At 71.7% G+C, this 24,324-nt stretch carries 26 protein-coding genes; 16 read left to right on the top strand and 10 right to left on the bottom strand.

The features are described from left to right. Positions 1-6 precede the first annotated feature (6 nt). Genes FS641_RS05375 through FS641_RS05365 form a run of 3 tightly spaced genes read left to right on the top strand, consistent with a single transcriptional unit; the run spans position 7 to position 3,039 of the window. Positions 7-1,272, top strand: a complete 1,266-nt coding sequence (locus FS641_RS05375) for an ABC transporter ATP-binding protein (protein WP_144760994.1) — start codon at positions 7-9, stop codon at positions 1,270-1,272. Beyond that, entirely contained in the window at positions 1,265-2,029 is a 765-nt protein-coding gene (locus tag FS641_RS05370) for an ABC transporter permease (protein ID WP_144760991.1), read from the top strand. Before FS641_RS05375 ends, FS641_RS05370 begins: the two co-directional genes overlap by 8 nt. Then, on the top strand, positions 2,026-3,039 hold the full coding sequence (locus tag FS641_RS05365) for a glycine betaine ABC transporter substrate-binding protein (protein ID WP_144760988.1): 1,014 nt from the start codon (positions 2,026-2,028) through the stop codon (positions 3,037-3,039). The genes FS641_RS05370 and FS641_RS05365 overlap by 4 nt, the downstream gene beginning before the upstream one ends. Before the next feature lie 81 nt (positions 3,040-3,120). On the opposite strand, the gene FS641_RS05360 is transcribed toward FS641_RS05365, so the two are convergent. Beyond that, positions 3,121-3,738 carry a TetR/AcrR family transcriptional regulator gene (locus FS641_RS05360; RefSeq protein ID WP_144760986.1) on the bottom strand — a complete coding sequence of 206 codons (618 nt, stop codon included), beginning with the start codon at positions 3,736-3,738 and terminating at the stop codon, positions 3,121-3,123. A gap of 80 nt (positions 3,739-3,818) precedes the next feature. On the opposite strand from FS641_RS05360, the gene FS641_RS05355 reads away from it, so the two are divergent. Together FS641_RS05355 and FS641_RS05350 are read left to right on the top strand one after the other, a co-directional pair. Beyond that, positions 3,819-4,553 (top strand): ABC transporter ATP-binding protein, encoded by a 735-nt coding sequence (locus FS641_RS05355; protein ID WP_144760983.1) that lies wholly within the window; start codon positions 3,819-3,821, stop codon positions 4,551-4,553. After that, on the top strand, positions 4,550-5,827 hold the full coding sequence (locus FS641_RS05350) for an ABC transporter permease (RefSeq protein ID WP_144760980.1): 1,278 nt from the start codon (positions 4,550-4,552) through the stop codon (positions 5,825-5,827). The genes FS641_RS05355 and FS641_RS05350 overlap by 4 nt, the downstream gene beginning before the upstream one ends. Before the next feature lie 100 nt (positions 5,828-5,927). Here FS641_RS05350 and FS641_RS05345 read toward each other — a convergent pair whose 3' ends face one another. Further along, complete coding sequence (locus FS641_RS05345; protein ID WP_144760977.1) at positions 5,928-6,203, bottom strand: hypothetical protein; 276 nt, start codon at positions 6,201-6,203, stop codon at positions 5,928-5,930. A gap of 102 nt (positions 6,204-6,305) precedes the next feature. Here FS641_RS05345 and FS641_RS05340 point away from each other — a divergent pair, with 102 nt between their 5' ends. After that, entirely contained in the window at positions 6,306-6,983 is a 678-nt protein-coding gene (locus FS641_RS05340; protein ID WP_144760974.1) for a hypothetical protein, read from the top strand. 53 nt (positions 6,984-7,036) lie between these two features. On the opposite strand, the gene FS641_RS05335 is transcribed toward FS641_RS05340, so the two are convergent. Beyond that, entirely contained in the window at positions 7,037-7,279 is a 243-nt protein-coding gene (locus tag FS641_RS05335) for a hypothetical protein (protein ID WP_144760971.1), read from the bottom strand. Beyond that, the gene (locus FS641_RS05330) at positions 7,276-7,881 is read right to left on the bottom strand and encodes a hypothetical protein (RefSeq protein WP_144760968.1); all 606 of its coding nucleotides are present in this window, start codon (positions 7,879-7,881) and stop codon (positions 7,276-7,278) included. The genes FS641_RS05335 and FS641_RS05330 overlap by 4 nt, the downstream gene beginning before the upstream one ends. 155 nt (positions 7,882-8,036) lie before the next feature. Here FS641_RS05330 and FS641_RS05325 point away from each other — a divergent pair, with 155 nt between their 5' ends. Next, a complete protein-coding gene (locus tag FS641_RS05325) occupies positions 8,037-9,482 on the top strand; it encodes an NAD(P)/FAD-dependent oxidoreductase (protein WP_144760965.1) in 1,446 nt (481 codons plus the stop codon). Between the two features lie 2 nt (positions 9,483-9,484). Continuing rightward, positions 9,485-9,928, top strand: a complete 444-nt coding sequence (locus FS641_RS05320; protein ID WP_144760962.1) for an SRPBCC domain-containing protein — start codon at positions 9,485-9,487, stop codon at positions 9,926-9,928. A 60-nt stretch (positions 9,929-9,988) separates the two neighbouring features. Here the strand turns inward: FS641_RS05320 and FS641_RS05315 are convergent, their stop codons facing one another. Continuing rightward, on the bottom strand, positions 9,989-10,807 hold the full coding sequence (locus FS641_RS05315) for a shikimate 5-dehydrogenase (RefSeq protein ID WP_144760959.1): 819 nt from the start codon (positions 10,805-10,807) through the stop codon (positions 9,989-9,991). A gap of 94 nt (positions 10,808-10,901) precedes the next feature. On the opposite strand from FS641_RS05315, the gene FS641_RS05310 reads away from it, so the two are divergent. Together FS641_RS05310 and FS641_RS05305 are read left to right on the top strand one after the other, a co-directional pair. Further along, a complete protein-coding gene (locus tag FS641_RS05310) occupies positions 10,902-11,828 on the top strand; it encodes an NADP-dependent oxidoreductase (protein ID WP_260855696.1) in 927 nt (308 codons plus the stop codon). 51 nt (positions 11,829-11,879) lie between these two features. Beyond that, positions 11,880-13,262 carry an L-serine ammonia-lyase gene (locus FS641_RS05305; protein WP_144760956.1) on the top strand — a complete coding sequence of 461 codons (1,383 nt, stop codon included), beginning with the start codon at positions 11,880-11,882 and terminating at the stop codon, positions 13,260-13,262. Positions 13,263-13,292: 30 nt separating this feature from the next. On the opposite strand, the gene FS641_RS05300 is transcribed toward FS641_RS05305, so the two are convergent. From FS641_RS05300 to FS641_RS05280, 5 genes are read right to left on the bottom strand one after another with little or no spacing between them, the layout of a single operon-like run. After that, positions 13,293-14,129, bottom strand: a complete 837-nt coding sequence (locus FS641_RS05300) for a class II fructose-bisphosphate aldolase (RefSeq protein WP_144760953.1) — start codon at positions 14,127-14,129, stop codon at positions 13,293-13,295. After that, complete coding sequence (locus FS641_RS05295; protein ID WP_144760950.1) at positions 14,126-15,097, bottom strand: 1-phosphofructokinase family hexose kinase; 972 nt, start codon at positions 15,095-15,097, stop codon at positions 14,126-14,128. The genes FS641_RS05300 and FS641_RS05295 overlap by 4 nt, the downstream gene beginning before the upstream one ends. Continuing rightward, positions 15,094-16,224 (bottom strand): N-acetylglucosamine-6-phosphate deacetylase, encoded by a 1,131-nt coding sequence (gene nagA, locus FS641_RS05290; RefSeq protein WP_260855695.1) that lies wholly within the window; start codon positions 16,222-16,224, stop codon positions 15,094-15,096. Before nagA ends, FS641_RS05295 begins: the two co-directional genes overlap by 4 nt. Then, a complete protein-coding gene (locus FS641_RS05285; protein WP_144760947.1) occupies positions 16,221-17,162 on the bottom strand; it encodes an ROK family protein in 942 nt (313 codons plus the stop codon). The genes nagA and FS641_RS05285 overlap by 4 nt, the downstream gene beginning before the upstream one ends. Continuing rightward, entirely contained in the window at positions 17,162-18,040 is an 879-nt protein-coding gene (locus FS641_RS05280; protein ID WP_144760944.1) for an SIS domain-containing protein, read from the bottom strand. Before FS641_RS05280 ends, FS641_RS05285 begins: the two co-directional genes overlap by 1 nt. Positions 18,041-18,175: 135 nt before the next feature. Between FS641_RS05280 and FS641_RS05275 the strand changes: the two genes are divergently transcribed. From FS641_RS05275 to FS641_RS05250, 6 genes are all read left to right on the top strand, one after another. Next, complete coding sequence (locus FS641_RS05275; protein ID WP_186317582.1) at positions 18,176-18,964, top strand: DeoR/GlpR family DNA-binding transcription regulator; 789 nt, start codon at positions 18,176-18,178, stop codon at positions 18,962-18,964. A gap of 149 nt (positions 18,965-19,113) precedes the next feature. Continuing rightward, positions 19,114-20,319 (top strand): Gfo/Idh/MocA family protein, encoded by a 1,206-nt coding sequence (locus FS641_RS05270; protein ID WP_144760938.1) that lies wholly within the window; start codon positions 19,114-19,116, stop codon positions 20,317-20,319. A gap of 23 nt (positions 20,320-20,342) precedes the next feature. Continuing rightward, positions 20,343-21,680: a sugar ABC transporter substrate-binding protein gene (locus tag FS641_RS05265; RefSeq protein ID WP_144760935.1), complete on the top strand. Its 1,338-nt coding sequence runs from the start codon at positions 20,343-20,345 to the stop codon at positions 21,678-21,680. Between the two features lie 25 nt (positions 21,681-21,705). Beyond that, a complete protein-coding gene (locus tag FS641_RS05260; protein WP_144760932.1) occupies positions 21,706-22,704 on the top strand; it encodes a carbohydrate ABC transporter permease in 999 nt (332 codons plus the stop codon). Further along, positions 22,701-23,564 (top strand): carbohydrate ABC transporter permease, encoded by an 864-nt coding sequence (locus tag FS641_RS05255; protein WP_260855694.1) that lies wholly within the window; start codon positions 22,701-22,703, stop codon positions 23,562-23,564. The genes FS641_RS05260 and FS641_RS05255 overlap by 4 nt, the downstream gene beginning before the upstream one ends. Beyond that, positions 23,561-24,319 (top strand): hypothetical protein, encoded by a 759-nt coding sequence (locus FS641_RS05250; RefSeq protein WP_144760929.1) that lies wholly within the window; start codon positions 23,561-23,563, stop codon positions 24,317-24,319. The genes FS641_RS05255 and FS641_RS05250 overlap by 4 nt, the downstream gene beginning before the upstream one ends. Positions 24,320-24,324 lie beyond the last annotated feature (5 nt).

Raw genomic sequence — 24,324 nt, 5'->3', positions numbered from 1 at the left:
GCTCCCATGTCCCCCACCGTCGGCGCCGACGACGTCACCGGTCGCAGCATCCTGCTCGACACCGTCACGAAGCGGTACGCGGGGCAGTCCAGGCCCGCCGTGGACGGCATCACGCTCGAGATCCCCGCCGGCAAGATCGTCATGCTCGTCGGCCCCTCCGGCTGCGGCAAGACCACCACGCTCAAGATGATCAACCGCCTCATCGAGCCGACCGAGGGACGCATCGTGGTCGGCGACGACGACGTCACCGCGATCGACGGCGACGAGCTCCGTCGCCGGATGGGCTACGTGATCCAGGCGGGTGGCCTCTTCCCGCACATGACCGTCGCCGCGAACATCGCGATCGTCCCGAAGATGCTCGGCTGGTCGAAGGAGAAGATCGCCGCTCGCGTCGACGAGCTCCTCGACCTGGTCTCCCTCGACCCGGACACCTACCGCGACCGCTTCCCCCGCGAGCTCTCCGGCGGCCAGCAGCAGCGCGTCGGCGTCGCCCGGGCGCTCGCGGCCGACCCGCCCGTGCTGCTCATGGACGAGCCGTTCGGCGCTGTCGACCCGATCACCCGACAGCGGCTGCAGGACGAGCTGCTCCGCATCCAGGAGGAGCTGCACAAGACGATCGTCATCGTCACGCACGACTTCGACGAGGCCGTGAAGCTCGGCGACTGGATCGTGATCTTCTCCGAGGGTGCGCACATCGTGCAGTACGACACCCCGGAGCGCATCCTCGCCGAGCCGGCGAACGAGTTCGTCGAGAACTTCATCGGCTCGGGCGCCGGCCTCAAGCAGCTCACGCTGAACCGGGTCCGCGACGTCGAGGTCGTCGACGCCGTCACCTGCTCGCCCGGCGAGGAGACGAAGGCCGTCCTGCAGCGCATGCGCGAGGCGGGGGGCCACGGGCACGCCGTCGTCGTCGACCGCCGCCAGCGGCCGATCGGCTGGCCCTCGCGCCGGCAGCTCGAGCGGCTCGAGCGCATCCCCGAGGGCATCGAGCCGAACCTGCCCGTCGTCGGTGAGGCCGCGACGCTCAACGACGCGCTCGACACCATGCTCGTCTCGAGCGCCGGCGCCGCCCTGGTCACCGGGCGACGCGACGCCTTCCGCGGTGTCATCACGGTCGAGACCGTGATGGACGCGATCACCCGCTCGCGCGCCGCGGCGGCCGAGGAGCAGGCGTACACGCCGGTCGGGACGAACACGAACCCGATCGAGACGATGCCGCCGAGCCCGGTGTCCTCGTCCCCGCTCCGCGTCGAGGAGCCGGTCGATGAGTGACGTCGTCGTCGAACCGACCACCGCGCCGAAGCGGTCGAGCTGGCGGGGGCTCGTCATCCAGCCCGTCGCGATCCTCGTCGTGCTCGCCGCGTTCGCCGTCTGGCTCAACACGGCGGACCTGACCGCGACCGAGCGCACCACGCTGAACCCGGCCGACCTGGTGTCGCTGACCTGGCAGCACGTGCTCCTGACGCTCGTGTCGACCGTCATCGTGCTCCTCGTCGGCATCCCGCTCGGCATCGTGCTGACCCGCGGACCGCTCCGTCGTGCCAGCGGTGCGATCCTGGCGGTCGCCAACTTCGGTCAGGCTGCGCCGGCGGTCGGCCTCGTGGTGCTGCTCGCGTTCTGGCTCGGCTTCTCGTTCTGGGCCGCGGTCGTCGCGCTCGTGCTCTACGCGATCCTGCCGGTGCTCCGGAACACCATCATCGGCATCGAGAGCGTCGACGCCCGCCTGGTCGAGGCCGGCCGGGGCATGGGCATGAGCGCCTTCGCCGTGCTCGTGAAGGTCGAGCTGCCGCTGGCCGTCCCGGTCATGCTCTCCGGCATCCGGACCGCGCTCGTCCTGCTCGTCGGCTCGGCCGCACTGGCGACCTTCATCGGTGCCGGCGGCCTGGGACTCCTCATCACCACCGGCGTGAACCTGTTCCTGCCGAAGGTGCTGGTCTCCGGCGCACTGCTCATCGCGCTCCTGGCGCTGTCCATCGACTGGCTCGGACGCATCGTCGAGACCGTCGCCCGACCGAAGGGACTCCGATGACGAACCGCACCCAGCGGCGCACCCGGCGCATCGCGGCGACGCTCGTCGCCGGCGCCGCGGCCCTCGCGCTCACCGGCTGCGGCCTGCAGCCGGCGGCGTCCTTCGTCCCGGCCGCCGCGCCCGGCACCATCGAGAAGATCGACGACCTGCCCGACGGCGCGCACCTCACGGTCACGTCGAAGAACTTCACCGAGCAGCTCGTGCTCGGGAAGATCGCGGTGCTCGCCGCGAAGGCCGCCGGCTTCGAGGTCACCGACGAGACGAACGTTCCCGGCAGTGTCGCGGTCCGCCAGCTCATGACGGGCCACGACGCGGACATGACGTACGAGTACACCGGCACCGCGTGGCTGACCTACATGGGGCACAAGGCCGGCATCCCGGACAAGCAGGAGCAGTACCAGGCCGTCCGTGACGAGGACGCCGGCAACGGCCTCACCTGGCTGCCGCCGGCCCCGATGAACAACACGTACGCGTTCGCGGTGCGCAAGGAGGCGGTCGAGCAGCTCGGGGGCATCACGAAGCTCTCGCAGATCGCCGACCTGCCCGCCGACCAGCGCACGTTCTGCGTCGAGTCCGAGTTCAACTCGCGCGCCGACGGCTTCAAGCCGATGCTCGCGAAGTACGGCCTCCAGCTCGGCGGCTCCGGCGACACGTCGATCCCGAAGAGCAACGTCGACATCCTCGACACCGGCACCGTCTACACGGCGACCGACCGGGGACGCTGCAACTTCGGCGAGGTCTTCACCACCGACGGTCGCATCAAGTCGCTCGGGCTGCAGGTGCTCGAGGACGACGAGGGCTTCTTCCCGGCCTACAACGTGGCGCCGGTGCTCTCGACGTCGGTCCTGCGGGAGTACCCGCAGCTCAAGGGCGTGTACGACCAGATCTCGCCGAAGCTCACCGACGCGGTGCTGCAGGAGCTCAACCGGCAGGTGGACGTCGAGGGGCGGGAGCCCGCCGACGTCGCCTTCGACTGGATGGTCGACGAGGGCTTCATCTCGCGCTCCTGACACGGGGGAGCACCGGACGGGAGGCTCGTGGCGGCATCGCCACGGGCCTCCCGTCCGTCAGCCCGTCAGTCCGTCGGTCCGTCAGTCCGCCGTGATGCGGGCTGCGGTGTCGCGCATCAGGGCGACCACCTGGGTGCGCACCTGCTCCGGGTCCGAGCCGTCGCTCCTGGCCGAGGTCCGCAGCGCCGTCATCACCATGCCGAGGAGCATCTCGGCCGCCTGCGGGGTCGCCGCCTCCGGTCCCCAGGCCGGGTCGCGCTCCAGCACGGTGCGGACCGCGCCGGTCATCGCCTCGGCCACGGCCGTCATCCGCGTGACCTGTCGGCGCATCAGCTGCGGGAAGCGCACGATGAGCTCCTTGCGCTCGTTCCGGTGCCGCTCGTCCCCGAAGGTGTCGCCGAACACCAGGAACGCCAGGTCGACCACCGCCTGCGCCGCCGGCTCGCCCGCGACGGTCCGGAGGTGCGCCTCGAGGGCTTCGGCGGACAGGTCCAGCTCGGTGTGCCCGAGGACCGCGTCCTCCTTGCTCTCGAAGTAGTTGAAGAAGGTGCGCGGCGAGATGTCCGCCCGCGCGGCGATCTGCTCGATCGTGGTGCGGTCGATGTCCTGCTCCAGCGCGAGGGTCCTGGCGGACTCGGCGATGCGGGTGCGGGTCTCGATGCGTTTGCGGTCGCGCAGGCCCATCTCGGTGTCGTGCATGACTCGACGGTAACCGGAACGTCACCTGTCTTGCAGCAAACGCAAACTTTCAGTCGTGCAACGGACAGTACGCTCGGGCCATGACCACTCCCGTGCTCGAGGCCAGGAGCCTCACGAGGACCTACGGCCGAGGCTCCACCCGCTTCGACGCGCTGAAGGGGGTGTCCCTGGCCGTGCACCAGGGCGAGAGCCTGGCGATCGTCGGCAAGTCCGGCTCGGGGAAGTCGACGCTCATGCACCTGCTGGCCCTGCTCGACAAGCCGTCCTCGGGCGAGGTCCTGCTCGACGGCACCGACGCCGCGACGCTGAGCGCCCGTGACGTGAACCGCACCCGCAACAGCACGTTCGGGTTCGTGTTCCAGCAGTTCTTCCTGACGCCGAAGACCTCGGTGCTCGACAACGTCGTGCTGCCGCTGAAGATCGCCGGCGTCTCCGGGGCCGAGCGGAAGCGTCGCGGCATGGCGGCCCTCGACGCCCTGGGCCTGGCGGACAAGGCGAAGAACGACGCCAACGACCTCTCCGGCGGACAGAAGCAGCGGGTGGTCATCGCCCGGGCACTCGTGGGGGAGCCGAGCGTCATCTTCGCGGACGAGCCGACGGGCAACCTCGACACGAACACGGGCGAGGTCGTCGAGGACCTGCTCTTCGGCCTGCAGCGCGAGCGGGGGATCACCCTGGTGGTGGTCACACACGACGACGAACTCGCGGCACGGTGCGACCGGAGCGTGAACGTGCGCGACGGGGTCATCGTCAGCGGGACCGGCGGAGCGGCACCCGCCGAGCTCTCCTCGATGCACGGAAGGCACTCCGCATGAACTTCCTCGACCTCCTCCGCACCGCTGTGGGCAACACGTTCCGCTCCAAGCTCCGCACCACGCTGACGGTCATCGCGATCTTCATCGGCGCGTTCACGATCACGTTGACCTCGGCGATCGGCACCGGCGTCGGCAACTACATCGACACGCAGGTCGCGTCGATCGGCGACACCGGGGCCCTGACGGTCACGAAGACCGTCGACAGCTCGTCCGCCGACAGCGGCCCGGCGAAGTACGACCCGAACGCGTCCACCCAGAGCGTCAACCGCGGCCCGGCGTCCTTCGGGTACCTGTCGCAGTCCGACGTGGACCAGGTCAAGGGCATCGACGGCATCGCCAGCGTCCGTCCCGCCGTCGCACTCAGCCCGAAGTACGCCGAGTACGACGGCCACGGCAAGTACGTCGTGCCGCTGTCCGCCAACGCCGGCGAGCTGAAGGCCGACCTGGCCGACGGCGAGCAGCTCGACGACAGCACCAGCGCGAACCAGGTGGTCCTGCCGACGAACTACCTGAAGAACCTCGGCCTCGGCAGCAGCTCGGCCGCCGTCGGCAAGGAGCTCACCTTCGCGGTGGACGACTACCAGGGGCAGGAGCACACCCTGACCGCGACGGTCGTCGGCGTGCAGAACGAGTCGCTGTTCGGCGGCGGCGCCGGCGCGAACACCGCGCTGACGGACGCCATGCAGGCCGCGCAGGAGACCGGCAAGCCCGCGTCCATCGCCACCTCGTACGCCAGCGCCTCGGCCACCCTGCGCGACGGGGCCAGCGTGCCCGACGTGAAGAGCGCCCTGTCGAAGGACGGTTTCACCGGGCAGACGATCCAGGACCAGCTCGGGCAGTTCCAGACCGTCATCAACGGCATCGTCGGGGTGCTCAACGCCTTCGCGGTGATCGCCCTCATCGCCGCCGGGTTCGGCATCATCAACACGCTGCTCATGAGCGTGCAGGAGCGCACCCGCGAGATCGGCCTGATGAAGGCGATGGGCATGGGCGGCGGGAAGGTCTACACGCTGTTCTCGCTCGAGGCGGTGTTCATCGGGTTCCTCGGCAGCGCCATCGGTGCCGGTGTGGCGATCGCCCTCGGCACCGGGATCTCGAATGTCCTGGCCGGGACCGTGCTCAAGGACCTGCCCGGCCTGCAGATCCTGCAGTTCGCGCCGTCCTCGGTGATCACGATCGTGCTCGTGGTGATGTTCATCGCGTTCCTCGCCGGGACCCTCCCGGCACGACGGGCCGCACGGCAGAACCCGATCGAGGCGCTCCGCTACGAGTGACGGGGCGGCTGCGCCTCGACCTGCACGTGCTGACGACGACTGCGCATGCGCCCGCGCGCGCAGTCGTCGTCGAGGCGTGCGGCCAGGCCGCGCTCGCGACTCAGGCGCCGTTCGTGGCGTGGTGCCAGGCCGCGAAGGTCCCGACCGTGACGAAGACGACGACGAGCACGATCCAGACCGCCAGCGCGACGAGGTTGAGGAACACGCCCCACCCGGCACGACCCCGCGCCAGGGGTTCGCGGCGGCGTGACGCGATCCCGAGGCAGAGGCCGACGACGGGCGCGAAGAACGTCCACCCGGCGAGCAGCGAGCAGATGCCGAGGACGAGACTGGCGGTCCCCAGTCCGGTAGGGGCGGGAGCAGTGGTGGTGACCATGCATCCGACGCTACGGACCCGTCGGGCGCGCGTCGTCCCTCCCGACGGTGATCCGGGTCCACCTGCGGGCTGACGGTCGTCCGTCGCCGGTATCGTCGGAGCATGGCTCTGTTCGGACGGCGCAGCAAGGACACGACCGAGCGACCCCTCAGCCAGGTCGAGCTCCGTCGTGCGGTCGACGAGGGCTTCCTCATCTCGAAGGCCGCGATCACGATCGCCGTCGCGAACCGCATCATCACGACCTCCCTCCGCGACGACGGGTACTTCGACCACGCCGTCGCCGCCGAGGCCGTCCGGCAGGAGCTGCACCGGATGGCCGAGGAGCAGCGGGGCGACGCCGCGCGCATGCGCGAGATCCGCTCGAAGGCCATCAAGCAGAAGGGCCGCTCGAAGCACCAGCACGACTACAAGCGCGGCGACGACCTCAAGCTCCGCACCCGGGAGGCCACGTACGAGGAACTCGCGGCGATGCTCGACCGCCGCCGTGACGACCGGGTGTTCGTCGACGGCATCGTCCTGGCGGCCCGGGCCCGCGCCTGGGACGACATCGGGACGACGGTCGTCGGGCGGCTCGGATGGGCGCAGCGTCCCGCCGAAGGCTACGAGATCGGGCGGGACGAGCGGCTCCAGCAGATGCTCGACGAGGACTTCGCGTCGCTCCTCGCCGAGCACCCCGTCGGCTCCGGGCCGGCGGCGCTCGAGGACACCGACGAGCCGGACGACCTCGACGAGTCCGACGAGGGCTCCGACCCCGCGGACACCGACGCGCCCCGGTCCTGACGCGGTACCGCGATCTCGCTACCGCTGGTGCTGCGAGATCGCGGTACCTGAGTTCATCGCTCGCGGGCGTGATGCCGAAGGATCGAGGCCACGCCGACGCCGATGAGGCCGGAAGCGATCAAGATGAATGCCCAGTGATGAAGGGTGTCGGTGGCCGCACGATCGGGTAGGAGGACCGTCGTCGCCGCGAAACTGAGCGCGACAGCGCCACCCCCGAGCGCCGCCGAGACGATCGCGAGGAGTTTCGACGCGAAACGAGCCATCCGGACCCGGCGGTCGTTGGCGGAGGCGGTCACTGGTTGTTGCACCACATGACGGCGGTCGGAGGGATCATGTGTGCCGCGATGCCCCGACCGTTCGATGAGCAGACCTGGAGCACACCAGCACTGATGGCCAACGCCCCGGCGATCGTCCCGGCCGCGAGGCCGCCGACTCCCGTCCAGGACGTGATCGCTGCGGCGATGACACCGACACCGGCGGCTTGCTGGACCATTCCCAGGAGCTTCGAGCTGTTGCACGAGTCCAGGTACGCGTTCAGCTGGATCCCCGTGTAGTCCAGCCGGTTCTTCCCGGAGCAGGCTCGAGCGGAGATCTGCCCGAGCTCCCGTACGAGATCGACGTCGACATCGACGTTCTCGGTCGGCTTGCCGGTGATCGCCCAGCCCGTGGCGAAGTCCTCCACCAGCGCGGGGTCGACACCGGCCTCCAGGGCGGTCCTGCCGTCGAACGTCGAACCATCGATCGCCCGATCAAGTGCTGACCAGGAGGAGTCCGACACCGCAGATGGCGCTTGATCAGCCGCCACCGCGGGTGAGGCGACGAGCGAAGCTGCGAGGACTGACGTCACCGCTCCGATGACGAGGACGGCGCGGGTGCGGCGGATGGACGAGATGGACATTCTTGTCTCCTTCTTCCCGACATCGGCGTCGGGAGCTCTTCGACCAAGGAGGTCGTGGGACGAAACTGCCATGTAGAACATCAGATTGCAACCATCTGCTCGGCGTCGAGCGCGGTACCTGAACCAGCATGATCTGCGGCTCGTAGGCTCGGGCCATGGTCGATGCGGTGGTGGTCGGGGCAGGTCCGAACGGGCTCGCCGCAGCAGTGACGCTGGCGCGCGCCGGTCTGTCGGTGGAGGTCGTCGAGCGGAACGACACCATCGGCGGCGGTGCGAGGACGGCTGAGCTCACGCTGCCCGGCTTCCACCACGACGTCTGCTCCGCCGTGCACCCGATGGCCCTGCAGTCGGAGTTCTTCCGCGCGTTCCAGATGGAGCGACGGATCGAGCTGCGCCTGCCCGAGGTGCAGTACGGGCACCCGCTCGACGGCGGCCGCGCGGGACTCGCCCACCGCGACCTCGAGCAGACCGTCGCGGAGCTCGGCGTGGACGGCCCGGCGTTCCGGAACCTGATGGCCCCGCTGGCGCGGAACGCCGACCGGGTGTCGCACTTCGCCACGGGAGCGCTGCTGAACGTCCCACAGCACCCGATCACGGTCCTGCGCTTCGGCCTCCGCGCCCTGGAGCAGGGCACGGGAGCGTGGAACGCCCGGTTCCGGGGGGACGTCGCCCCGGCGATGGTGTCCGGGGTCGCGGCGCACTCGATCCAGCACATGCCCTCCCTCGCGACCGCCGCTGCAGCCCTGTCGCTCGGCGTGTACGCGCACGCCAGGGGCTGGCCGGTGCCGATCGGGGGCAGCCAGGCGATCGTCGACGCGCTCGCCAACGACCTGGTCGCCCACGGTGGACGGATCGTCACCGGGCAGCACGTCCGGTCGCTCGGCGACCTGACCCAGGCGAAGGCGGTGCTGTTCGACACGAGCGTCCCCGGGATGCTGCAGATCGCGGGGGCCCAGATCCCGAGGCCGCGCCGCGGTGCCCTCCGTCGCTTCCGGTTCGGCAACGCCGCGGCGAAGGTCGACTTCGCGCTCTCCGACCCGGTGCCGTGGACGAACCCGGGCCTTCGGCGGGCCGGCACGGTGCACATCGGCGGGACCCGCGGTGAGATCGCCGCCGCCGAGCACGCCGTGGCGAACGGTCGCCACGCGGACCGGCCGTACGTCCTCGGTTCCGAGCCGACCGTCGTCGACCCGTCCCGGGCGCCCGAGGGCAAGCACGTGTTCTGGGCGTACGCGCACGTCCCCGCGGGCTCCGACGTCGACCAGACCGAGGCCGTCACCCGCCAGATCGAGCGCTTCGCACCCGGCTTCCGTGACACCGTGCTCGCGTCGAGCTCCCGGACCGCCGTGGAGATGGCCGGGTACAACCCGAACTACGTCGGCGGCGACATCGCCGCCGGTGCCGCGAGCTTCTGGCAGCTGGTCAAGCGTCCGCTGCTGTCGAGTGATCCGTGGCGGATGGGCGGGGGCATGTACCTGTGCTCGGAGGCGGCCGCTCCTGGCCCCGGGGTGCACGGCATGGCAGGGTGGCACGCGGCGAAGAGTGCGCTCCGACACACGTTCGGACTGCCCGTCGACGTCGATCTCGCACCGGAGGACTGATCATGGCGAAGAACGTCCGCATCATGCACTGCACGCCCGAGGACGTCTTCGACGTCCTCGGCGACGGCTGGCTCTACACGACCTGGGTGGTCGGGGCGTCCCGGATGCGTGGGGAGGACGCGGGATGGCCCGCCGTGGGCACGCGCATCCACCACTCGTTCGGCGTCTGGCCCCTGGTCATCAACGACACGACCACCGTCCTGGAGCTCGACGCGCCGCGACGGCTGGTCATCCAGGCACGCGGGTGGCCGGTCGGGGAGGCCCGTGTCGAGGTCGAGGTGGAGCCGCACCCCCGCGGCTGCCGGGTCACGCTGCGGGAGAACCCGGTGGCGGGACCGGGATCGCTGGTGCCTGGGTTCATCGCGCAGCCGGGGATCTGGTTCCGCAACCACGAGAGCATCCGCCGGCTCAGCTGGGTCGCGACCGGTCGCGCCGGGAAGCACTGACCGCTCGCCGGGAGGCCCGGTGCCAGCTGGCACCGGGCCTCCCGGCCGTCGTCCGGTCGCCTAGACGGCGCGCGAGAACGCGCTGGCGCGACGCACCTGGTCGTCGGTGAGCGCGACGCCCGTGTAGCGCTCGAACTGGCGGGCCGCCTGCAGGGCGATGACCTCGGCGCCGGTGATGACGTGCCGGTCGCGGTCGCGTCCCGCGCGCACCAGCGGTGTCTCGGAGGGGAAGGCGACCACGTCGAAGACGGTGTGCGCCGCGTCGATGCGGTCCGTCGCGAAGGCGAGCGTCTCCGCCTCGTCGCCGTCCATGCCGAGCGGGGTGACGTTCACCAGCACGTCGGCGTCGCCGGCCTCGTCCTCGGCGCCGACCCAGCCGTAGCCGTACTGGTCGGCGAGCGCCCGGCCGGTCTCGGCGTTGCGCGCCACGACGGTGAGGTGCGCGAACCCAGCACCCCGGAACGCCGCGGTGACCGCCTTCGCCATGCCGCCGGACCCGCGGAGCAGGACCCGAGCCTCCCGGTCAACCGCGTGCGTGTCGAGCAGGGCGGCGACCGCCTCGTAGTCGGTGTTCGACGCGGTGAGCACGCCGTCGTCGTTCACGACGGTGTTGACGGACTGGATGGCGGTCGCCGAGTCCTCGACGACGTCGACGAGGGGGATGACCGCCTCCTTGAACGGCATCGAGACCGAACAGCCCCGGATGCCGAGCGCGCGGATGCCCGTGACGGCCCCGGGCAGGTCGGTCGTGGTGAACGCCTTGTAGACGAACTCGAGCCCGAGCTCGTCGTAGAGGAAGTTGTGGAACCGCGTGCCGATGTTGCTCGGCCGGGCCGCGAGGGAGATGCACACCTGCATGTCCTTGTGGAGGATCGGCATGCGATCAGTGTGCCACGGGGGCGACCGCCGACACGGCAGCGAAGGAGCGCTCCAACCGGGAAGTGGTCCGCGCTGAGGCGTAGCGTCACTGTCGATGAGTGATCTTCCTGAGACCATGCGCGCCGTCCGCTTCGACGAGTGGGGTGACCGATCCGTGCTCCACGTCGCCGAGGTCCCCGTTCCCGCGGTGGAGCCGGGCCGTGTCCTCGTGCGGGTGCGCGCGGCAGGGATCAACCCCGGCGAGTCCGCGATCCGTCAGGGCGCGTTCGGCGGGGACCTGCCGTCCGGCCAGGGCACCGACTTCGCCGGCATCGTCGTCGCGGTGGGCGAGGGCGTCGACGGCGTCGACGAGCGCGAAGAGGTGATGGGCTGGTCGTGGGACCGCGCCAGCCAGGCCGAGTACGTGTCGGTGCCAGCCGAACAGGTCGTCCAGAAGCCCCGGCTGCTGGACTGGTCGGTGGCCGGCGGGTTCGACGTCGTCGCGACCACCGCCGCCGCCGCGGTTCGTGCCGTCGACCCGCGCCCGGGTGAGACCGTCGTCGTCTCCGGCGCGGCGGGTGGCGTCGGTGGATTCGTCACGCAGCTGCTCACCAACGAGGGCGTCGACGTCATCGCCGTCGCCTCGGAGGCGAACCACGAGTGGCTCGCCTCGAAGCGCGCACGTCCGGTCGCCTACGGTGACGGGCTGCAGGAACGCATCCAGGAGCTCGCGACGAACGGCGTCGACGCGCTCATCGACACGCACGGCGAGGAGTACGTGCGGCTCGGCATCGCGCTCGGCATCCCGGCGGACCGCATCGAGACGATCATCGCGTTCGAGGCGGCCGGCGAGGTCGGCGCGAAGGCGTCCGGCAGCACCGACACCGCCGACCCGGAGATCCTCGGAGCCCTCGCGAACATGGTCGCCGAGGGTGCCATCGAGCTCCCCGTCGCCGCGACCTACCCGCTCGAGCGCGTGCAGGACGCCTACGAGGAGCTCGAGCAGGGGCACACGCGCGGGAAGATCGTCCTCGTCCCGTGACGGTCGTCCCCATCGGGGAACCGGCCGTCCGGACGGGTTAGGGTGGCGGGCGTGCCGGTCTCCGTCTTCGATCTGTTCAGCGTCGGTGTCGGCCCGTCGAGCTCGCACACGGTGGGGCCGATGCGCGCCGCCGCCGACTTCGCCGAGCGCGTAGCCGAGCTGCCGCTCGTGACCATCCGGGTGGACCTGTACGGCTCGCTGGCCTCGACGGGGCAGGGGCACGGGACGCTCGGCGCCGTGGCGATCGGCCTCACGGGCGAGCAGCCCGAGGACGTCGACCCGGACGCCATGGCCGCGGCGCTCGACACGCTGGAGGAGTCGGGCACGCTCCGGCTCTCCGGCGGCCAGACCGTGCCGTTCCGCCTCCGAGACGTCGTGCAGCACCCCCTCACGATGCTGCCGCGCCACCCGAACGCCATGCGGCTCCGGGCCTTCGACGCCGACGGGTCCGAGCTCGCCGTCGAGACGTACTACTCCGTCGGCGGGGGCTTCATCACCCGCGACGGCGAGGACGAGCCGACGACGGTGTCCGAGGCGGCCATCCCGGTCGACGACGCGGTGCCGTACCCGTTCTCCAGCGGCGCCGAACTCCTCGCCGCCTGTGCCGCCACCGGGCTCCCCGTGAGCGGCATCGCCCTCGCGAACGAGGTCGCCACCCGCAGCGAGGACGAGGTCCGCGCTGGCCTCCTCCGGATCCACGACGTCATGGAGGCGTGCGTCGACCGGAGCGTCCGCCGCTCCGGCACGCTCCCCGGCGGGCTCGACGTCCGCCGCCGCGCGGCCACCTGGTTCGAGCAGCTCACGCGGGACGACCCCGGCCACGACCCGCTCTTCGCGATGGAGTGGGTCAACCTCACCGCGATGGCCGTGAACGAGGAGAACGCGTCCGGCGGTCGGGTCGTCACCGCGCCGACGAACGGTGCCGCGGGCATCATCCCCGCGGTGCTGTACTACGCGCTGACCTACGTCCCCGGGATCACGGCCGACCACCGCGACGCCACCGTCGTCCGGTTCCTGCTGACCGCCGGCGCGATCGGGTCGATCTACAAGGAGCGCGCGTCGATCTCCGGCGCCGAGGTCGGCTGCCAGGGCGAGGTCGGTTCGGCCGCGTCGATGGCCGCCGCCGGGCTCGCCGAGGTCCTCGGCGGCACACCCGAGCAGGTCGAGAACGCCGCCGAGATCGCGATGGAGCACAACCTCGGACTGACCTGCGACCCGATCGGCGGCCTCGTGCAGATCCCGTGCATCGAGCGCAACGCGATCGCCGCGAACAAGGCCGTGAACGCGGCGCGGATGGCGCTCCGGGGCGACGGCGTGCACCACGTGTCGCTCGACCAGGTGGTCGAGACCATGCGGCAGACGGGCGCCGACATGTCGAGCAAGTACAAGGAGACCGCGATGGGCGGTCTGGCGGTGAACGTCCCGCTCTGCTGACGGCCCCCCCGGGTCCGCTCGTGGTCCCGGTCAGGCGTGCAGGAGCGTCAGGAGCCGCGCGGTCTCGGCGGCGACGGCGTCCCGCCCGGCTGCGACGTAGCGCCGCGGGTCGACCAGCTCCGGCCGGTCGTCGAGCACGTCCCGGAGCGCCCGCGTGAACAGCCCGTTCAGGTGCGTGGAGATGTTGACCTTCGTCATCCCGGCCGCGACCGCGCCACGGAGCTCCTCGTCGGACAGGCCCGAGGACCCGTGCAGCACGAGCGGCACCGGGACGGTGTCGTGCAGTCGTGCGATGAGCTCCCGGTCGACCGAGGCCTCCCGGGTCTGCATGGCGTGCGAGGTCCCGACCGCGACGGCGAGGGCGTCCACCCCCGTGGCTGCGACGAACGCGGCGGCGTCCGCGGGGTCGGTCCGGACGCCGGGCGCGTGGACGCCGTCCTTGCCGCCGACCTCGCCGAGCTCGGCCTCGATCGCGATGCCGGCGGCGTGGCAGCGCTCCGACAGGACCCGCGTGGCTTCGACGTTGGCCGCGTAGTCGAGGTGCGACCCGTCGTACATGATCGAGTCGACGCCGAGGTCGATCCCCTCGGCGACGAGCTCCGGGTCCTCGACGTGGTCGAGGTGCACGAGGACCTCGACGTCCGCGGCCCGGGCGATCGCCTGCGTCGCCGACGTGATCGGTGCGAGGCCGCCGTGGTACCGCACGCAGTTCTCGCTGATCTGCAGGACCACCGGCAGTCCGGCGGCCGACGCACCCTGCACGATCGCCTCGGCGTGTTCGAGCAGGACGACGTTGAAGGCGCCGACGCCCCGGCGGGCCGTGCGGGCGGTGTCGAGCAGCCCGGAGAGGGCGAGGTCGGTGATCATGCGGGACTCCCGGTGGGGGTGGTGGCGGAGCGGAAACGGTGGGCGGCGTCGCGGTCGATCTCGCCCGCGACGGGCCGGAGGACCGCGGCGGCGCCGAACGCCGCCGCGGTACGGAGGGCGGCGCCGAGGTCGGCTCCGTCGGTGAGTGCGAGGACGAGCCCGGCGGTGGCCGCGTCCCCGGCGCCGGTCGGGTTCCCGCTGACCCCGGGGACGGCCGGGACCTCGACGACGTCGTCCGGCGTGTGCGCGGCGATGCCGTCCGCACCGCGGGAGACCACGACGAGCCCGGCGCCGCGGCGGAGGAGTTCGAGCGCACCGGCCCGTTCGTCCCGCTGCCCGGTGGCCTCGGCGAGTTCGTCGCGGTTCGGCTTGCAGACGGTGGCGCCGGCGTCGGCGGCGGCGAGGAGTGCGGGCCCGGAGAGGTCGGCGACGACGAGGAGCCCGGCGGCGACGGCGTCGGTCACCCACGGCGTCACCACGGCGGGGTCGGCACCAGCGGGGAGGGACCCCGCGACGACGAGCGCCCGTGCCGGGTCGCCACGGTCACCGTCGTCGCCGGTGCCGGTGCCGGTGCCGGTGCCGGTGCTGTGCACGGCGTCGCGCACGGCCTGGTCGACGCGGGACCACGCGGCGGGCGGCACGACCGGACCGGGTTCCCCGAACATCGTCGGGTGCGCGGCGTCGTCGACGACGGTGACCGTCGTCCGGGTCTCGCCGGGCACCGGCACCGCGGTGACGTCGAGCCCGAGCCCGCGGACGGCGTCGGCCACCCACACCCCGGCGGCGCCGCCGAGTGGCAGCACGGCGTGGGTGCGGACGCCCTCGCCCTCGAGGACCCGGGCGACGTTGAGCCCCTTGCCGCCCGGACGCCGTTCGACGTGGCGGACGCGCTGCGTCGTCCCGATGCGCTGTTCGTCGACGCGGTACGTGACGTCCACGGCGGGGTTCGGGGTGACGACGACGATCATGCGGATGCCTCCACGACGAGTGGGCGCGGGGAGTCCGTCCCCGGCGCGATGTGGACCAGGTCGGCACGGGAGCCGACGCTGAGCGGTCCGGGCAGCCCGAGCAGCCGGGCAGCGTTCGCGGACGACACGGTCACCGCCTCGACGAGCTGGGCCGTCGTCGGCGTACCCGAGCGCGCGAGCAGACGGGCGACGCCGTCCGCGACCGTGCTCGTGCTGCCCGCGAGCGACGAGCCGTCGGCGAGCATCGCCACCCCGTCGGTGACGACCACCGCGGACCCGGCGATGCGGTACTCGCCGTCCGGGCAGCCCGTCGCCGCCATCGCGTCCGACACCAGCACCGCCCGACCGCCGACACCGTCCAGGACGAGGTCGACCGTGGTGTCGTCGAGGTGGTGTCCGTCGACGATGAGCTCGACGGTGAGCCGGTCGTCGGTGAGGGCGACCCCGACGGGCCCCGGTGCGCGGTGGTGCAGCGGCGGCATGCCGTTGAACAGGTGGGTGACGAGGGTGGCACCCGCGTCGACGGCCCGGCGGGTGGTGTCCGCGTCCGCGTCGGTGTGCCCGATCGCGACGACGACACCGGCGTCGGCCAGGCGCGTGATCGCGTCGGACGCCCCGGGGAGCTCCGGAGCGAGGGTCACGATCCGGAGCGCACCCCCGCCGGCGTCGAGGAACCGCTCGACCTCGGCGGTGGTCGGAGCGTGCAGGAGGTCCGCGGCGTGGGCGCCGCGGCGGGACGGGGCGAGCCAGGGCCCCTCGAGGTGCAGACCGGCGAGCGTGCCGTCGGCGACGAGCGGGCGGAGGCGTCGGAGGGCCGCCTCGGTGGCGTCCGGGGTGCCCGTGGCGACGGAGGCCACGACCGCGGTGGTGCCGCGACCGGCGTGGTGGGCGACCGCAGTACGGGCCTCGTCCGCCGTGCAGCTCGCGAAGTCGTGGCCGAGCGCGCCGTGCGCGTGGAGGTCGACGAACCCCGGCAGGACGGTGCCCGTCGGCTCGACCACGGAGTCGTGCCGCGGGGCCTCGCCGGAGCCGACGGCGGCGACCCGACCGTCCTCGACGAGGACCCAGCCGTGCTCGACGACCGCGGTCGCCGTGACGAGCCGATCGGTGCGGACCAGGACGCTCACCGGAGCACCGCCCGGTCGTCGAGCCCGACCAGCACGTCGCGGGCGAGCAGTCCGGCGCCGATGGCACCGGCTGCGTCGCCGTGCCGGGCGCGGACGATCCTCGGCTGCCCCAGGCCGACGAGGCGGTCCGCCACGGCCGTGCGGAGCGGGTCGAGCAGGAGCGGTCCGGACTCGGCGAGCCCGCCTCCGACGACGACGGTGTGGCACCCCGCGACGGCGGTGATCCACCCGATCGCGTCGGCGAGCGTCTCGACGCACTCCCGCCAGACCCGGACGGCGTCGGGATCGCCCTGCTGGACGCGGAGCACCGCGGCGAGGGCGCTGGGCGCCGCGGTGCGGCGGGCGACGGCGCTCGCCGAGGCGACCTCCTCGACCCGGGCCCCGGCGTGGGGGCCGTGCTGGATCCGCACCTGGCCGATCTCGCCCGCCCAACCGTTCCCGTCCACGACGACACCGTCGACCACGAGCGCGCTCGCGAGGCCGGTGCCGACCGGCACGAAGGCGACGGAGCCGGACAGCGCGTCAGGGCTGCCCGGACCGTCGACGCCGCGGCCACGCACCTCGGCCAGGGCCCCGGCGCGGACGTCGTGCCCGAAGGTGAGCGGCACGTCGACGCCCTGCGTGCGGAGCGCCTCCACGATCCGGGCACGGACCGGCACGTCCCGCCACCCGAGGTTCACCGCGAGCGCGACGGTGCCGGCGCGCTCGTCCACCACGCCGGGGACGACGACGCCGATCGCGTCGAGCGACGGCGACCCCGGCGCGGTGACGGTGGTGGCGATCGTCGCGATCGTCGCTGCGAGGGCCACGGCGTCGTGGTCGTCCCGCGGGGTCGGGACGCGGTGCTCGGCGAGCACCCGTCCGTCGAGGTCGGTCAGCCGCGCCTTGATGCCCGTGCCGCCGACGTCGACCCCGAGCACGGCCCCGACGCCGGCCATCAGGTGAGGATGACCGAGCGGGTCAGGGAGCGCGGGTGGTCCGGGTCGAGCCCGCGGCGCTCGGCGAGGGCGACCGCGAACCGGTGCACCACGACGAGTCCGGCGATCGGGTCGAGGTCGTGGTGGACGAACCGGGCGCCGGTCGCGGCGACCTCGTCCTCGAGGCCCTCCGGCGCCTGTCCGAGCGACCAGACCAGGCGGCCGGGCTGCGCGATCGCGATCGGTCCGTGCCGGTAGTCCATCGCCGGGTACGACTCGGCCCAGAACTGCGCGGCCTCCCGCGTCTTGAGCGCGGCCTCGGCGGTGAGGCCCACCGCGGCACCGCGGCCGACGAAGGTGACCTGCTCGGCGTCGAGGAGGTCGTCGATCGGCAGCGCGAGCGCGCGCTCGGCCTGGGCGGCGAGCGCCTGCACGTCGTCACCGAGCGCCGCGCGGAGCAGCGCGAGCGTCGTCGTCGCGAACCGGGTCTGGACCACCGAACGCTCGTCGGCGAAGGGCAGTGCGACGACCGCGTCCGCGACGGCGGCGGCGGGGCTGTCCGGGACGGCGGTGATGAGGACGGTGCGCTGCGTCGTGAGCTCGGAGAGCAGCGAGATGATCTCGGTCGTCGTGCCGGAGCGGCTGATCGTGACGACGCGGTCGTACTCGCGGCCGGTCGGGTACTCGGAGCCGGCGAAGGCGTCCGTGACACCGAGGCCGGCCTGCTCGCGGGCGACGGCGTAGCTCATCGCGATGAACCAGCTGGTGCCGCAGCCGACGACGGCCACGCGTTCGCCCGGCTGGGGGAGGGAGTCGCCGAAGGAGGGGAGCAGCGCGGCGGCGGCGCGCCAGGTCTCCGGCTGCGACGTGAGCTCTGCACTCACGAAGGTGTCGGTCATGGGAGCCTTCCGGTCCGTTCCCGATCCGGGTGATCAGGATGGACGGCAGCATAGCGAGCGATCGTGCTCGAAGCGAGAGAAAAACGTCATTTCCGATCATGTGGCCCGATCGGATGCGCCCGTAGGATGTCGGGCATGACTCCGCAACAGCGGCTCAACGCCCTGCTCGAACTCGTGAGTGAACGGGGCAACGTGTCGATCGCCGAGATCGGCGAGATGCTCGGCATCTCGCCGGCGACCGCCCGGCGGGACCTCACGACGCTCGCGGACCAACGGCTCGTCACCCGCACGCACGGCGGGGCCGCCGCGCTCGGCGCCGGGTACGAGCTGCCGCTGCAGTACAAGATCGCACGGCAGGCCGAGGCGAAGACGGCGATCGCCCGTGCCACGGCCGCCCTGGTGTCGCCCGGGGACACGGTCGGCCTGAACGGCGGGACGACCACGACCGAGGTCGCCCGCGCCCTCGGCAAGAGCGAACGGTTCATCCGCGCCGACGGCGAGTACGGCATCACCATCGTCACGAACGCCCTGAACATCGGGTACGAACTCTCCGTCCGCGCGAACGTCAAGATCGTCGTCACGGGGGGCGTGGCGCGACGGCAGTCCTACGAACTCGTCGGGCCGCTCGTCCGGGACACCCTCGACGAGTTCGCCCTCGACGTGGTCGTCCTCGGCGTCGACGGGCTGACCGGGCAGTACGGCGCCACGACCATGCACGAGGGCGAGGCCGAGGTCAGCCGGCACTTCGCGGCGGTCGGTCGCCGGGTCGTCGTCGTCGCCGACTCCACCAAGGTCGAGCGCGCGACGTTCGCGCGCATCTGCCCGCTCGACCGGATCGACGTGCTGGTCACCGACCAGCCGGTGCCGCCGTCGTTCGCGGCCGACCTCGCGGCCGCAGGCGTGGAGCTCGTCGTCGCCGACTGAGGACCGACGGCGACGGCCGTCGAGCCGGGCCGGACGTTACCGGCGTGTAAAACCCCTGCATCTCGCTTCCATGAGCGATCCATGAGCGCCTATTGTGCATTCATGATCGATTGGGCATCATGGTGGTCACATTCACGCAAGGGAGCGAGATGAGCGACGACACGAACACGACACTGCGGGTCGCGGTGGTCGGGATGGGCCAGCGGTCCGCCATCGCCCGGCACGTCGCCGAGGCGGCAGCAGCCGCCCCCGACCTGGAGGCCCGTGTGGCGGCCGTCGCGGACGTCACCGCCGCCGGTCGCGAGCGCGGGCACGCCGACTACCCGGACGCCCTCGTGGTCGAGCACCACCGCGACCTCGTCGGGCACGTCGACGCCGCGATCGTCACCACCCCGGACTGGACCCACGCCGAGATCGCCATCGACCTGCTCCGCGCGGGCATCGCCGTCTACCTCGAGAAGCCCCTCGCGATCACGGTCGAGGACGCCGACGCCGTCCTCGCCGCCGCGGCCGAGTCGGGCACGCCGCTGTACGTGGGCCACAACTTCCGGCACGCGGCCGTCGTGCGGCTGATGCGCGAGATCGTCGACCGCGGCGAGATCGGCGAGGTCAAGGCCGTCTGGTGCCGGCACTTCGTCGGCAACGGCGGGGACTACTACTTCAAGGACTGGCACGCCGACCGGACGAAGGTGAACTCGCTGCTCCTCCAGAAGGCGAGCCACGACCTCGACGTCATCCACGCCCTCGCCGGTGGCTTCACCCAGCGCGTGGTCGGCATGGGGTCGCTGTCCGTGTACGGCGACGTGACCGACCGACGCGACCGCAGCGGCGAGCTGATGGGCGACTGGTTCTCCCTCGACAACTGGCCGCCGCTCGAGCAGGCCGGCCTCAACCCGGTCGTCGACGTCGAGGACGTGTCCATGGTCATGATGACCCTCGACAACGGCGTCCAGGCGAGCTACGAGCAGTGCCACTTCACCCCGGACTACTGGCGCAACTACACCGTCATCGGGACCGAGGGGCGGCTCGAGAACGTCGGCGACACCGGCGGCGGCGTGGTCAAGGTCTGGAACCACCGCCGCGGGTGGGACGTCCAGGGCGACCGCGAGTACCCGATCGACGGCGTCGAGGACGGCCACGCGGACGCCGACCTGCTCACCATGACCGAGTTCCTGCGGAGCGTCGCCCTCGGCGAACCGACCGCACTGTCCCCGATCGCGGCCCGTGCCGCGGTCGCCGCCGGCGCCCTGGCGACCCGCTCGCTCCGGAACGGCTCCGTGCCCATCGACGTCCCGAGCCTCCCGGCCGAGACGATCGCCCACTTCACCCTCCCCACCCAGACCGTCACGCGCTGACGGCCGTGCGAAAGGACCACCCGATGCCCGCACACACCCCCGCCGGAGCGACCGGAGGCGGCCGCCGCCGTCGCCGCCTGCTCCTCGGCGCCGTCGCCGCACTCGGCGCGGCCGCACTGCTCGCCGGTTGCTCCACCTCCTCGGGCGCGACCGGATCCGGTAGCTCCTACGAGAAGGCCGCGAAGGACACGAAGGCGACCATCGACTACGCCGTCTGGGACGAGAACCAGGTGGCGGCGATCAAGGCGAACCTCAAGGGCTTCAACGAGGAGTACCCCGACATCAAGGTCAACGTCGATGTCACCCCCTTCGCCAGCTACTGGACCAAGCTGCAGACGCAGGGTTCGAGCAACACCCTGCCCGACGTGTTCTGGATGAACGGGCCGAACTTCCAGCTCTACGCGGCGAACGGCAAGATCGCGCCGATCACGGGCGAGGTGAAGTCCGGCGCGATCACGCCGTCGAACTACTCGTCGGCGCTCAACGACCTCTACACCTACGACGGCACCCAGTACGGCGTCCCGAAGGACTTCGACACGATCGGTGTCTGGGTGAACAAGGCCCTGTTCGAGCAGGCCGGGGTGCCGCTGCCCGCCAAGGACTGGACCTGGGACGACTTCCAGAAGACCGGTGCCGAGCTCTCCCAGAAGCTGAAGGCGCAGGGTGCGTACGGCGCTGCAGCGGGCATGGACGGGCAGACGACCTACTACGACACGATCTTCCAGGCCGGTGGGTCGGTGCTGAACAAGGACCGGACGAAGTCCGAGTACGACACGGCGGCGTCCGAGGCCGGCCTGCAGTTCTGGACCGACCTGATCACGTCGGGGGCGTCGCCGTCGATCAAGCAGCTCACCGACACCACCGCCGACCAGTGGTTCACGTCCGGCAAGCTCGCGATGTACCAGGGCGGCAGCTGGTTCCGCTCGGCACTGACCGGCACGGCGATGGAGAAGGACGTCGTGGTCTACCCGCTGCCGAAGGGCAAGGAGCAGGCCACCGTCATCCACGGTGTCTCGAACGTGGTCTCGGCGAACTCCCCACACAAGGCCGCCGCGCAGGCGCTCCAGGTCTACCTCGCGAGCAAGGCCGCCCAGCAGCAGCAGGGCGACATGGGCGCGATCATCCCGGCGTACACCGGCACGCAGGACGCCTTCACGAAGACGATGCCCGACGCCGACCTGCAGGTCTTCCTCGACGCGGTGGACTACGCGAAGCCGCTGCCCGTGTCGAAGAACACGGCCGCGTGGAACACCCTCGAGACGAACCTGCTCCCGAGTGCGTTCGACGGGTCGAAGCCCGTCGACGAGGTCGCGAAGGACCTCGCGCAGAAGATGGACGCCGCCCTCGCGAAGGAGCAGTGACGCTCCGGCGTCGCGGAGTGACCCGATGACGATCCACACGGAGTCCACCAGCACCCCCGAACCCGACACGGCGACCACTCCCGTCGCCGGCCCCGCCCGGACGCAGCACGCGTCCGGGCGGGGCGCCCCCGGCGGCGACCGCGCACCCCGCAGGGGCCGCACCGACGGCGTCTGGCCGTGGCTGTTCGTGCTGCCGCTGCTCGTCGGCGTCGGGACGTTCTACATCTGGCCGATCATTCAGACGTTCTGGTACTCGTTCACGACGTGGGGCGTGTTCGGCGGCGCAACCTTCTCGGGGCTCGCGAACTACGGTCGCCTGCTCGCCGACCCGCAGCTGTACCAGTCGCTGCTCAACACCGTGATCTACACCGCGATCGTCCTGATCGGCATCCCGATCGCGGTGTGGCTCGCCAGCCTGCTGAACACGCCGGGACTGCGGTTCGCCCAGTTCTACCGCGTGCTGTTCTTCCTGCCGTACGTGGCGATGCCCGCGGCCATCGCACTCGTCTGGCGCATCATGTTCAACGGCGACTACGGGATCGTGAACTGGTTCCTCGGACGCTTCGGCATCGACGGCCCGTACTGGATCTCGACGCCCGGGTTCGCCCTGGTCGCCGTGAGCCTCGTCGGACTGTGGTCGTCGCTCGGGTTCTCGATGATCATCCTCGGCGCCGGACTCAAGGACATCCCGCCGGAGCTGTACGAGGCCGCGGAGCTCGACGGCGCCAGCCGGTGGCGGCAGTTCCGCTCGGTGACCGTGCCGCTCCTGACGCCGAGCATCTTCTTCGTCGTCATCGTGACGACGATCTCGAGCTTCCAGCTGTTCGACCTGCTCTACGCCATCCTCGGCAGCACCAACCCGGTGATCCCGAAGACGATGTCCCTCGTCTTCTACTTCTACAGCGCCGGGTTCATCGACAACGACAAGGGCTTCGCGGCAGCGATCGCCATGGTGATCTTCGTGCTCATCGGCATCGTGACGCTCGTGCAGTTCCGGTTGCAGCGGAAGTGGGTCCAGTCATGAGTGCCGCATCCTCCACGCCGGTCCGCACCGGCCGCCGCCCGGGACGTCGAGGCGGGTCCCACTGGTGGATCCACGTCGTCCTCGGCGTCGGTGGGTTCGTGATGGCGTTCCCCTTCCTCTGGCAGATCATCATGTCGCTGTCCACGAACGCGCAGGTGCAGTCGGTCACCCCGACCTTCTGGCCCGGCGAGCTGCAGTGGCACAACTTCGCGGCGGTGTTCGAACGGCTGCCCTTCCTCAGCCAGCTCGGCACGTCGATCTGGGTCACGGTCATCCGCACCCTCGCGCAGATCGTCCTCTGCACGCTCGCCGGCTACGCCTTCGCCCGGATGCGGTTCCGTGGTCGCGCCGTGCTCCTCGGGATCGTGCTGTCGATCCTGCTGGTGCCGTCGCAGGTCTACCTGATCTCGCAGTACCAGATCGTGCAGGGGCTCGGCTGGCTCGACACCCTGGCCGGGATCGTCGCGCCGGGACTGTTCAGCGCGTTCGGCACGTTCCTCATGCGCACCGCGTTCCTGAACATGCCGCCGGAACTCGAGGAAGCGGCCCGCATGGACGGAGCGAACCCGTTCCAGGTCTTCTGGCGGATCATGCTGCCCCTGGCCCGTCCGTCGATCAGCGTCCTGGCGATCACCACCGTGCTCTGGTCGTGGAACGAGCTGCTCTGGCCGCTCGTGGTGTCCACCCGCGCAGAGGACATGCCGCTCGCGGCCGGTCTCGCCACGCTGTCGAGCGACCGGACGATCGACTACCCGGTGCTCATGGCCGCCAGCCTCATGGCGATGGCGCCCGTGCTGATCATGTTCATCGTGCTGCAGCGTCGGGTCATCGACGGGCTCGCCTCGTCCGGCCTCAAGTGAGCCGGGAGGCGCTGCCCGCCTCCGTCGCCCTGCTCGCCGCCGCCGTCGGTCGCCTGCAGGACCCGGCGACGCTCGCCACGCAGCTCGCGGCGAGCGTCGCCGGCGCCCCGGTCGGCGATCGGGACGACCTCGCGATGGCCGCCGTCGACGCCGTGCTGCCGCGGACGACCGCGTGGCTCCTCGCGCACGGCGCGACGGTCGACCAGGCGGCTGCGAGCGTCGCGGACGTGGCGCGGAAACGCGAGCGGTACGGGGTGGCTGGCACCGGGTGGGACTGGCTCTGCGCGGTCGCGACCGGGCGTGTGGTGGCCGTGGGGCGCCTCCAGGTCGAACTGGGCACGCACCTGCCGGACGGCACGCCGGCGTGGGGCGTGCACGTCCCGGAGACCGGCCCGCTCGATCCGGAGGCCTGTGACCGGTCGCTCGCCGACGCACCCGGACTCCTCCGTCGTCTCGCGCCCCGTCACCGAGCGACGGTGTGGAGCTGCCGGTCGTGGATGCTCGACCCCGGGCTCGCGGCGGCGCTCGGGCCCGATGCCAACCTCGTGCGGTTCGCCGGGCGGTTCCGGCTGCTCCCGCCGGGGCCGCACGACGCCGGGGAGGGGGACGCCAGCGTCGCGAAGTTCGTGTTCGGGTCCTCGCTCGAGGCGGCCCGCGCTGCGCGTCCCGCCGGGCGCCTGCAGCGGGCCGTGCACGAGCGGTGGGCCGCCGGCGGCCACTGGACCGAGCGCACGGGGACCGCGCCCGTCGCGTGACGGGC

This window comes from Curtobacterium sp. 9128, from assembly GCF_007673775.1.
Taxonomy (GTDB): Bacteria; Actinomycetota; Actinomycetes; order Actinomycetales; family Microbacteriaceae; genus Curtobacterium.
The sequence above is the reverse complement of the archived record's forward strand: the minus strand, read 5'-3'. Positions and strand labels throughout refer to the sequence as shown.

Excerpts from the sequence above, each read along its gene's own strand:
- FS641_RS05375 (WP_144760994.1), top strand. The coding sequence starts at position 7 with ATGTCCCCCACCGTCGGCGCCGACGACGTCACCGGTCGCAGCATCCTG.
- FS641_RS05370 (WP_144760991.1), top strand. The coding sequence starts at position 1,265 with ATGAGTGACGTCGTCGTCGAACCGACCACCGCGCCGAAGCGGTCGAGC.
- FS641_RS05365 (WP_144760988.1), top strand. The coding sequence starts at position 2,026 with ATGACGAACCGCACCCAGCGGCGCACCCGGCGCATCGCGGCGACGCTC.
- FS641_RS05360 (WP_144760986.1), bottom strand. The coding sequence starts at position 3,738 with ATGCACGACACCGAGATGGGCCTGCGCGACCGCAAACGCATCGAGACC.
- FS641_RS05355 (WP_144760983.1), top strand. The coding sequence starts at position 3,819 with ATGACCACTCCCGTGCTCGAGGCCAGGAGCCTCACGAGGACCTACGGC.
- FS641_RS05350 (WP_144760980.1), top strand. The coding sequence starts at position 4,550 with ATGAACTTCCTCGACCTCCTCCGCACCGCTGTGGGCAACACGTTCCGC.
- FS641_RS05345 (WP_144760977.1), bottom strand. The coding sequence starts at position 6,203 with ATGGTCACCACCACTGCTCCCGCCCCTACCGGACTGGGGACCGCCAGT.
- FS641_RS05340 (WP_144760974.1), top strand. The coding sequence starts at position 6,306 with ATGGCTCTGTTCGGACGGCGCAGCAAGGACACGACCGAGCGACCCCTC.
- FS641_RS05330 (WP_144760968.1), bottom strand. The coding sequence starts at position 7,881 with ATGTCCATCTCGTCCATCCGCCGCACCCGCGCCGTCCTCGTCATCGGA.
- FS641_RS05325 (WP_144760965.1), top strand. The coding sequence starts at position 8,037 with ATGGTCGATGCGGTGGTGGTCGGGGCAGGTCCGAACGGGCTCGCCGCA.
- FS641_RS05320 (WP_144760962.1), top strand. The coding sequence starts at position 9,485 with ATGGCGAAGAACGTCCGCATCATGCACTGCACGCCCGAGGACGTCTTC.
- FS641_RS05315 (WP_144760959.1), bottom strand. The coding sequence starts at position 10,807 with ATGCCGATCCTCCACAAGGACATGCAGGTGTGCATCTCCCTCGCGGCC.
- FS641_RS05310 (WP_260855696.1), top strand. The coding sequence starts at position 10,902 with ATGAGTGATCTTCCTGAGACCATGCGCGCCGTCCGCTTCGACGAGTGG.
- FS641_RS05300 (WP_144760953.1), bottom strand. The coding sequence starts at position 14,129 with ATGATCACCGACCTCGCCCTCTCCGGGCTGCTCGACACCGCCCGCACG.
- FS641_RS05295 (WP_144760950.1), bottom strand. The coding sequence starts at position 15,097 with ATGATCGTCGTCGTCACCCCGAACCCCGCCGTGGACGTCACGTACCGC.
- FS641_RS05285 (WP_144760947.1), bottom strand. The coding sequence starts at position 17,162 with ATGGCCGGCGTCGGGGCCGTGCTCGGGGTCGACGTCGGCGGCACGGGC.
- FS641_RS05280 (WP_144760944.1), bottom strand. The coding sequence starts at position 18,040 with ATGACCGACACCTTCGTGAGTGCAGAGCTCACGTCGCAGCCGGAGACC.
- FS641_RS05275 (WP_186317582.1), top strand. The coding sequence starts at position 18,176 with ATGACTCCGCAACAGCGGCTCAACGCCCTGCTCGAACTCGTGAGTGAA.
- FS641_RS05270 (WP_144760938.1), top strand. The coding sequence starts at position 19,114 with ATGAGCGACGACACGAACACGACACTGCGGGTCGCGGTGGTCGGGATG.
- FS641_RS05265 (WP_144760935.1), top strand. The coding sequence starts at position 20,343 with ATGCCCGCACACACCCCCGCCGGAGCGACCGGAGGCGGCCGCCGCCGT.
- FS641_RS05260 (WP_144760932.1), top strand. The coding sequence starts at position 21,706 with ATGACGATCCACACGGAGTCCACCAGCACCCCCGAACCCGACACGGCG.
- FS641_RS05255 (WP_260855694.1), top strand. The coding sequence starts at position 22,701 with ATGAGTGCCGCATCCTCCACGCCGGTCCGCACCGGCCGCCGCCCGGGA.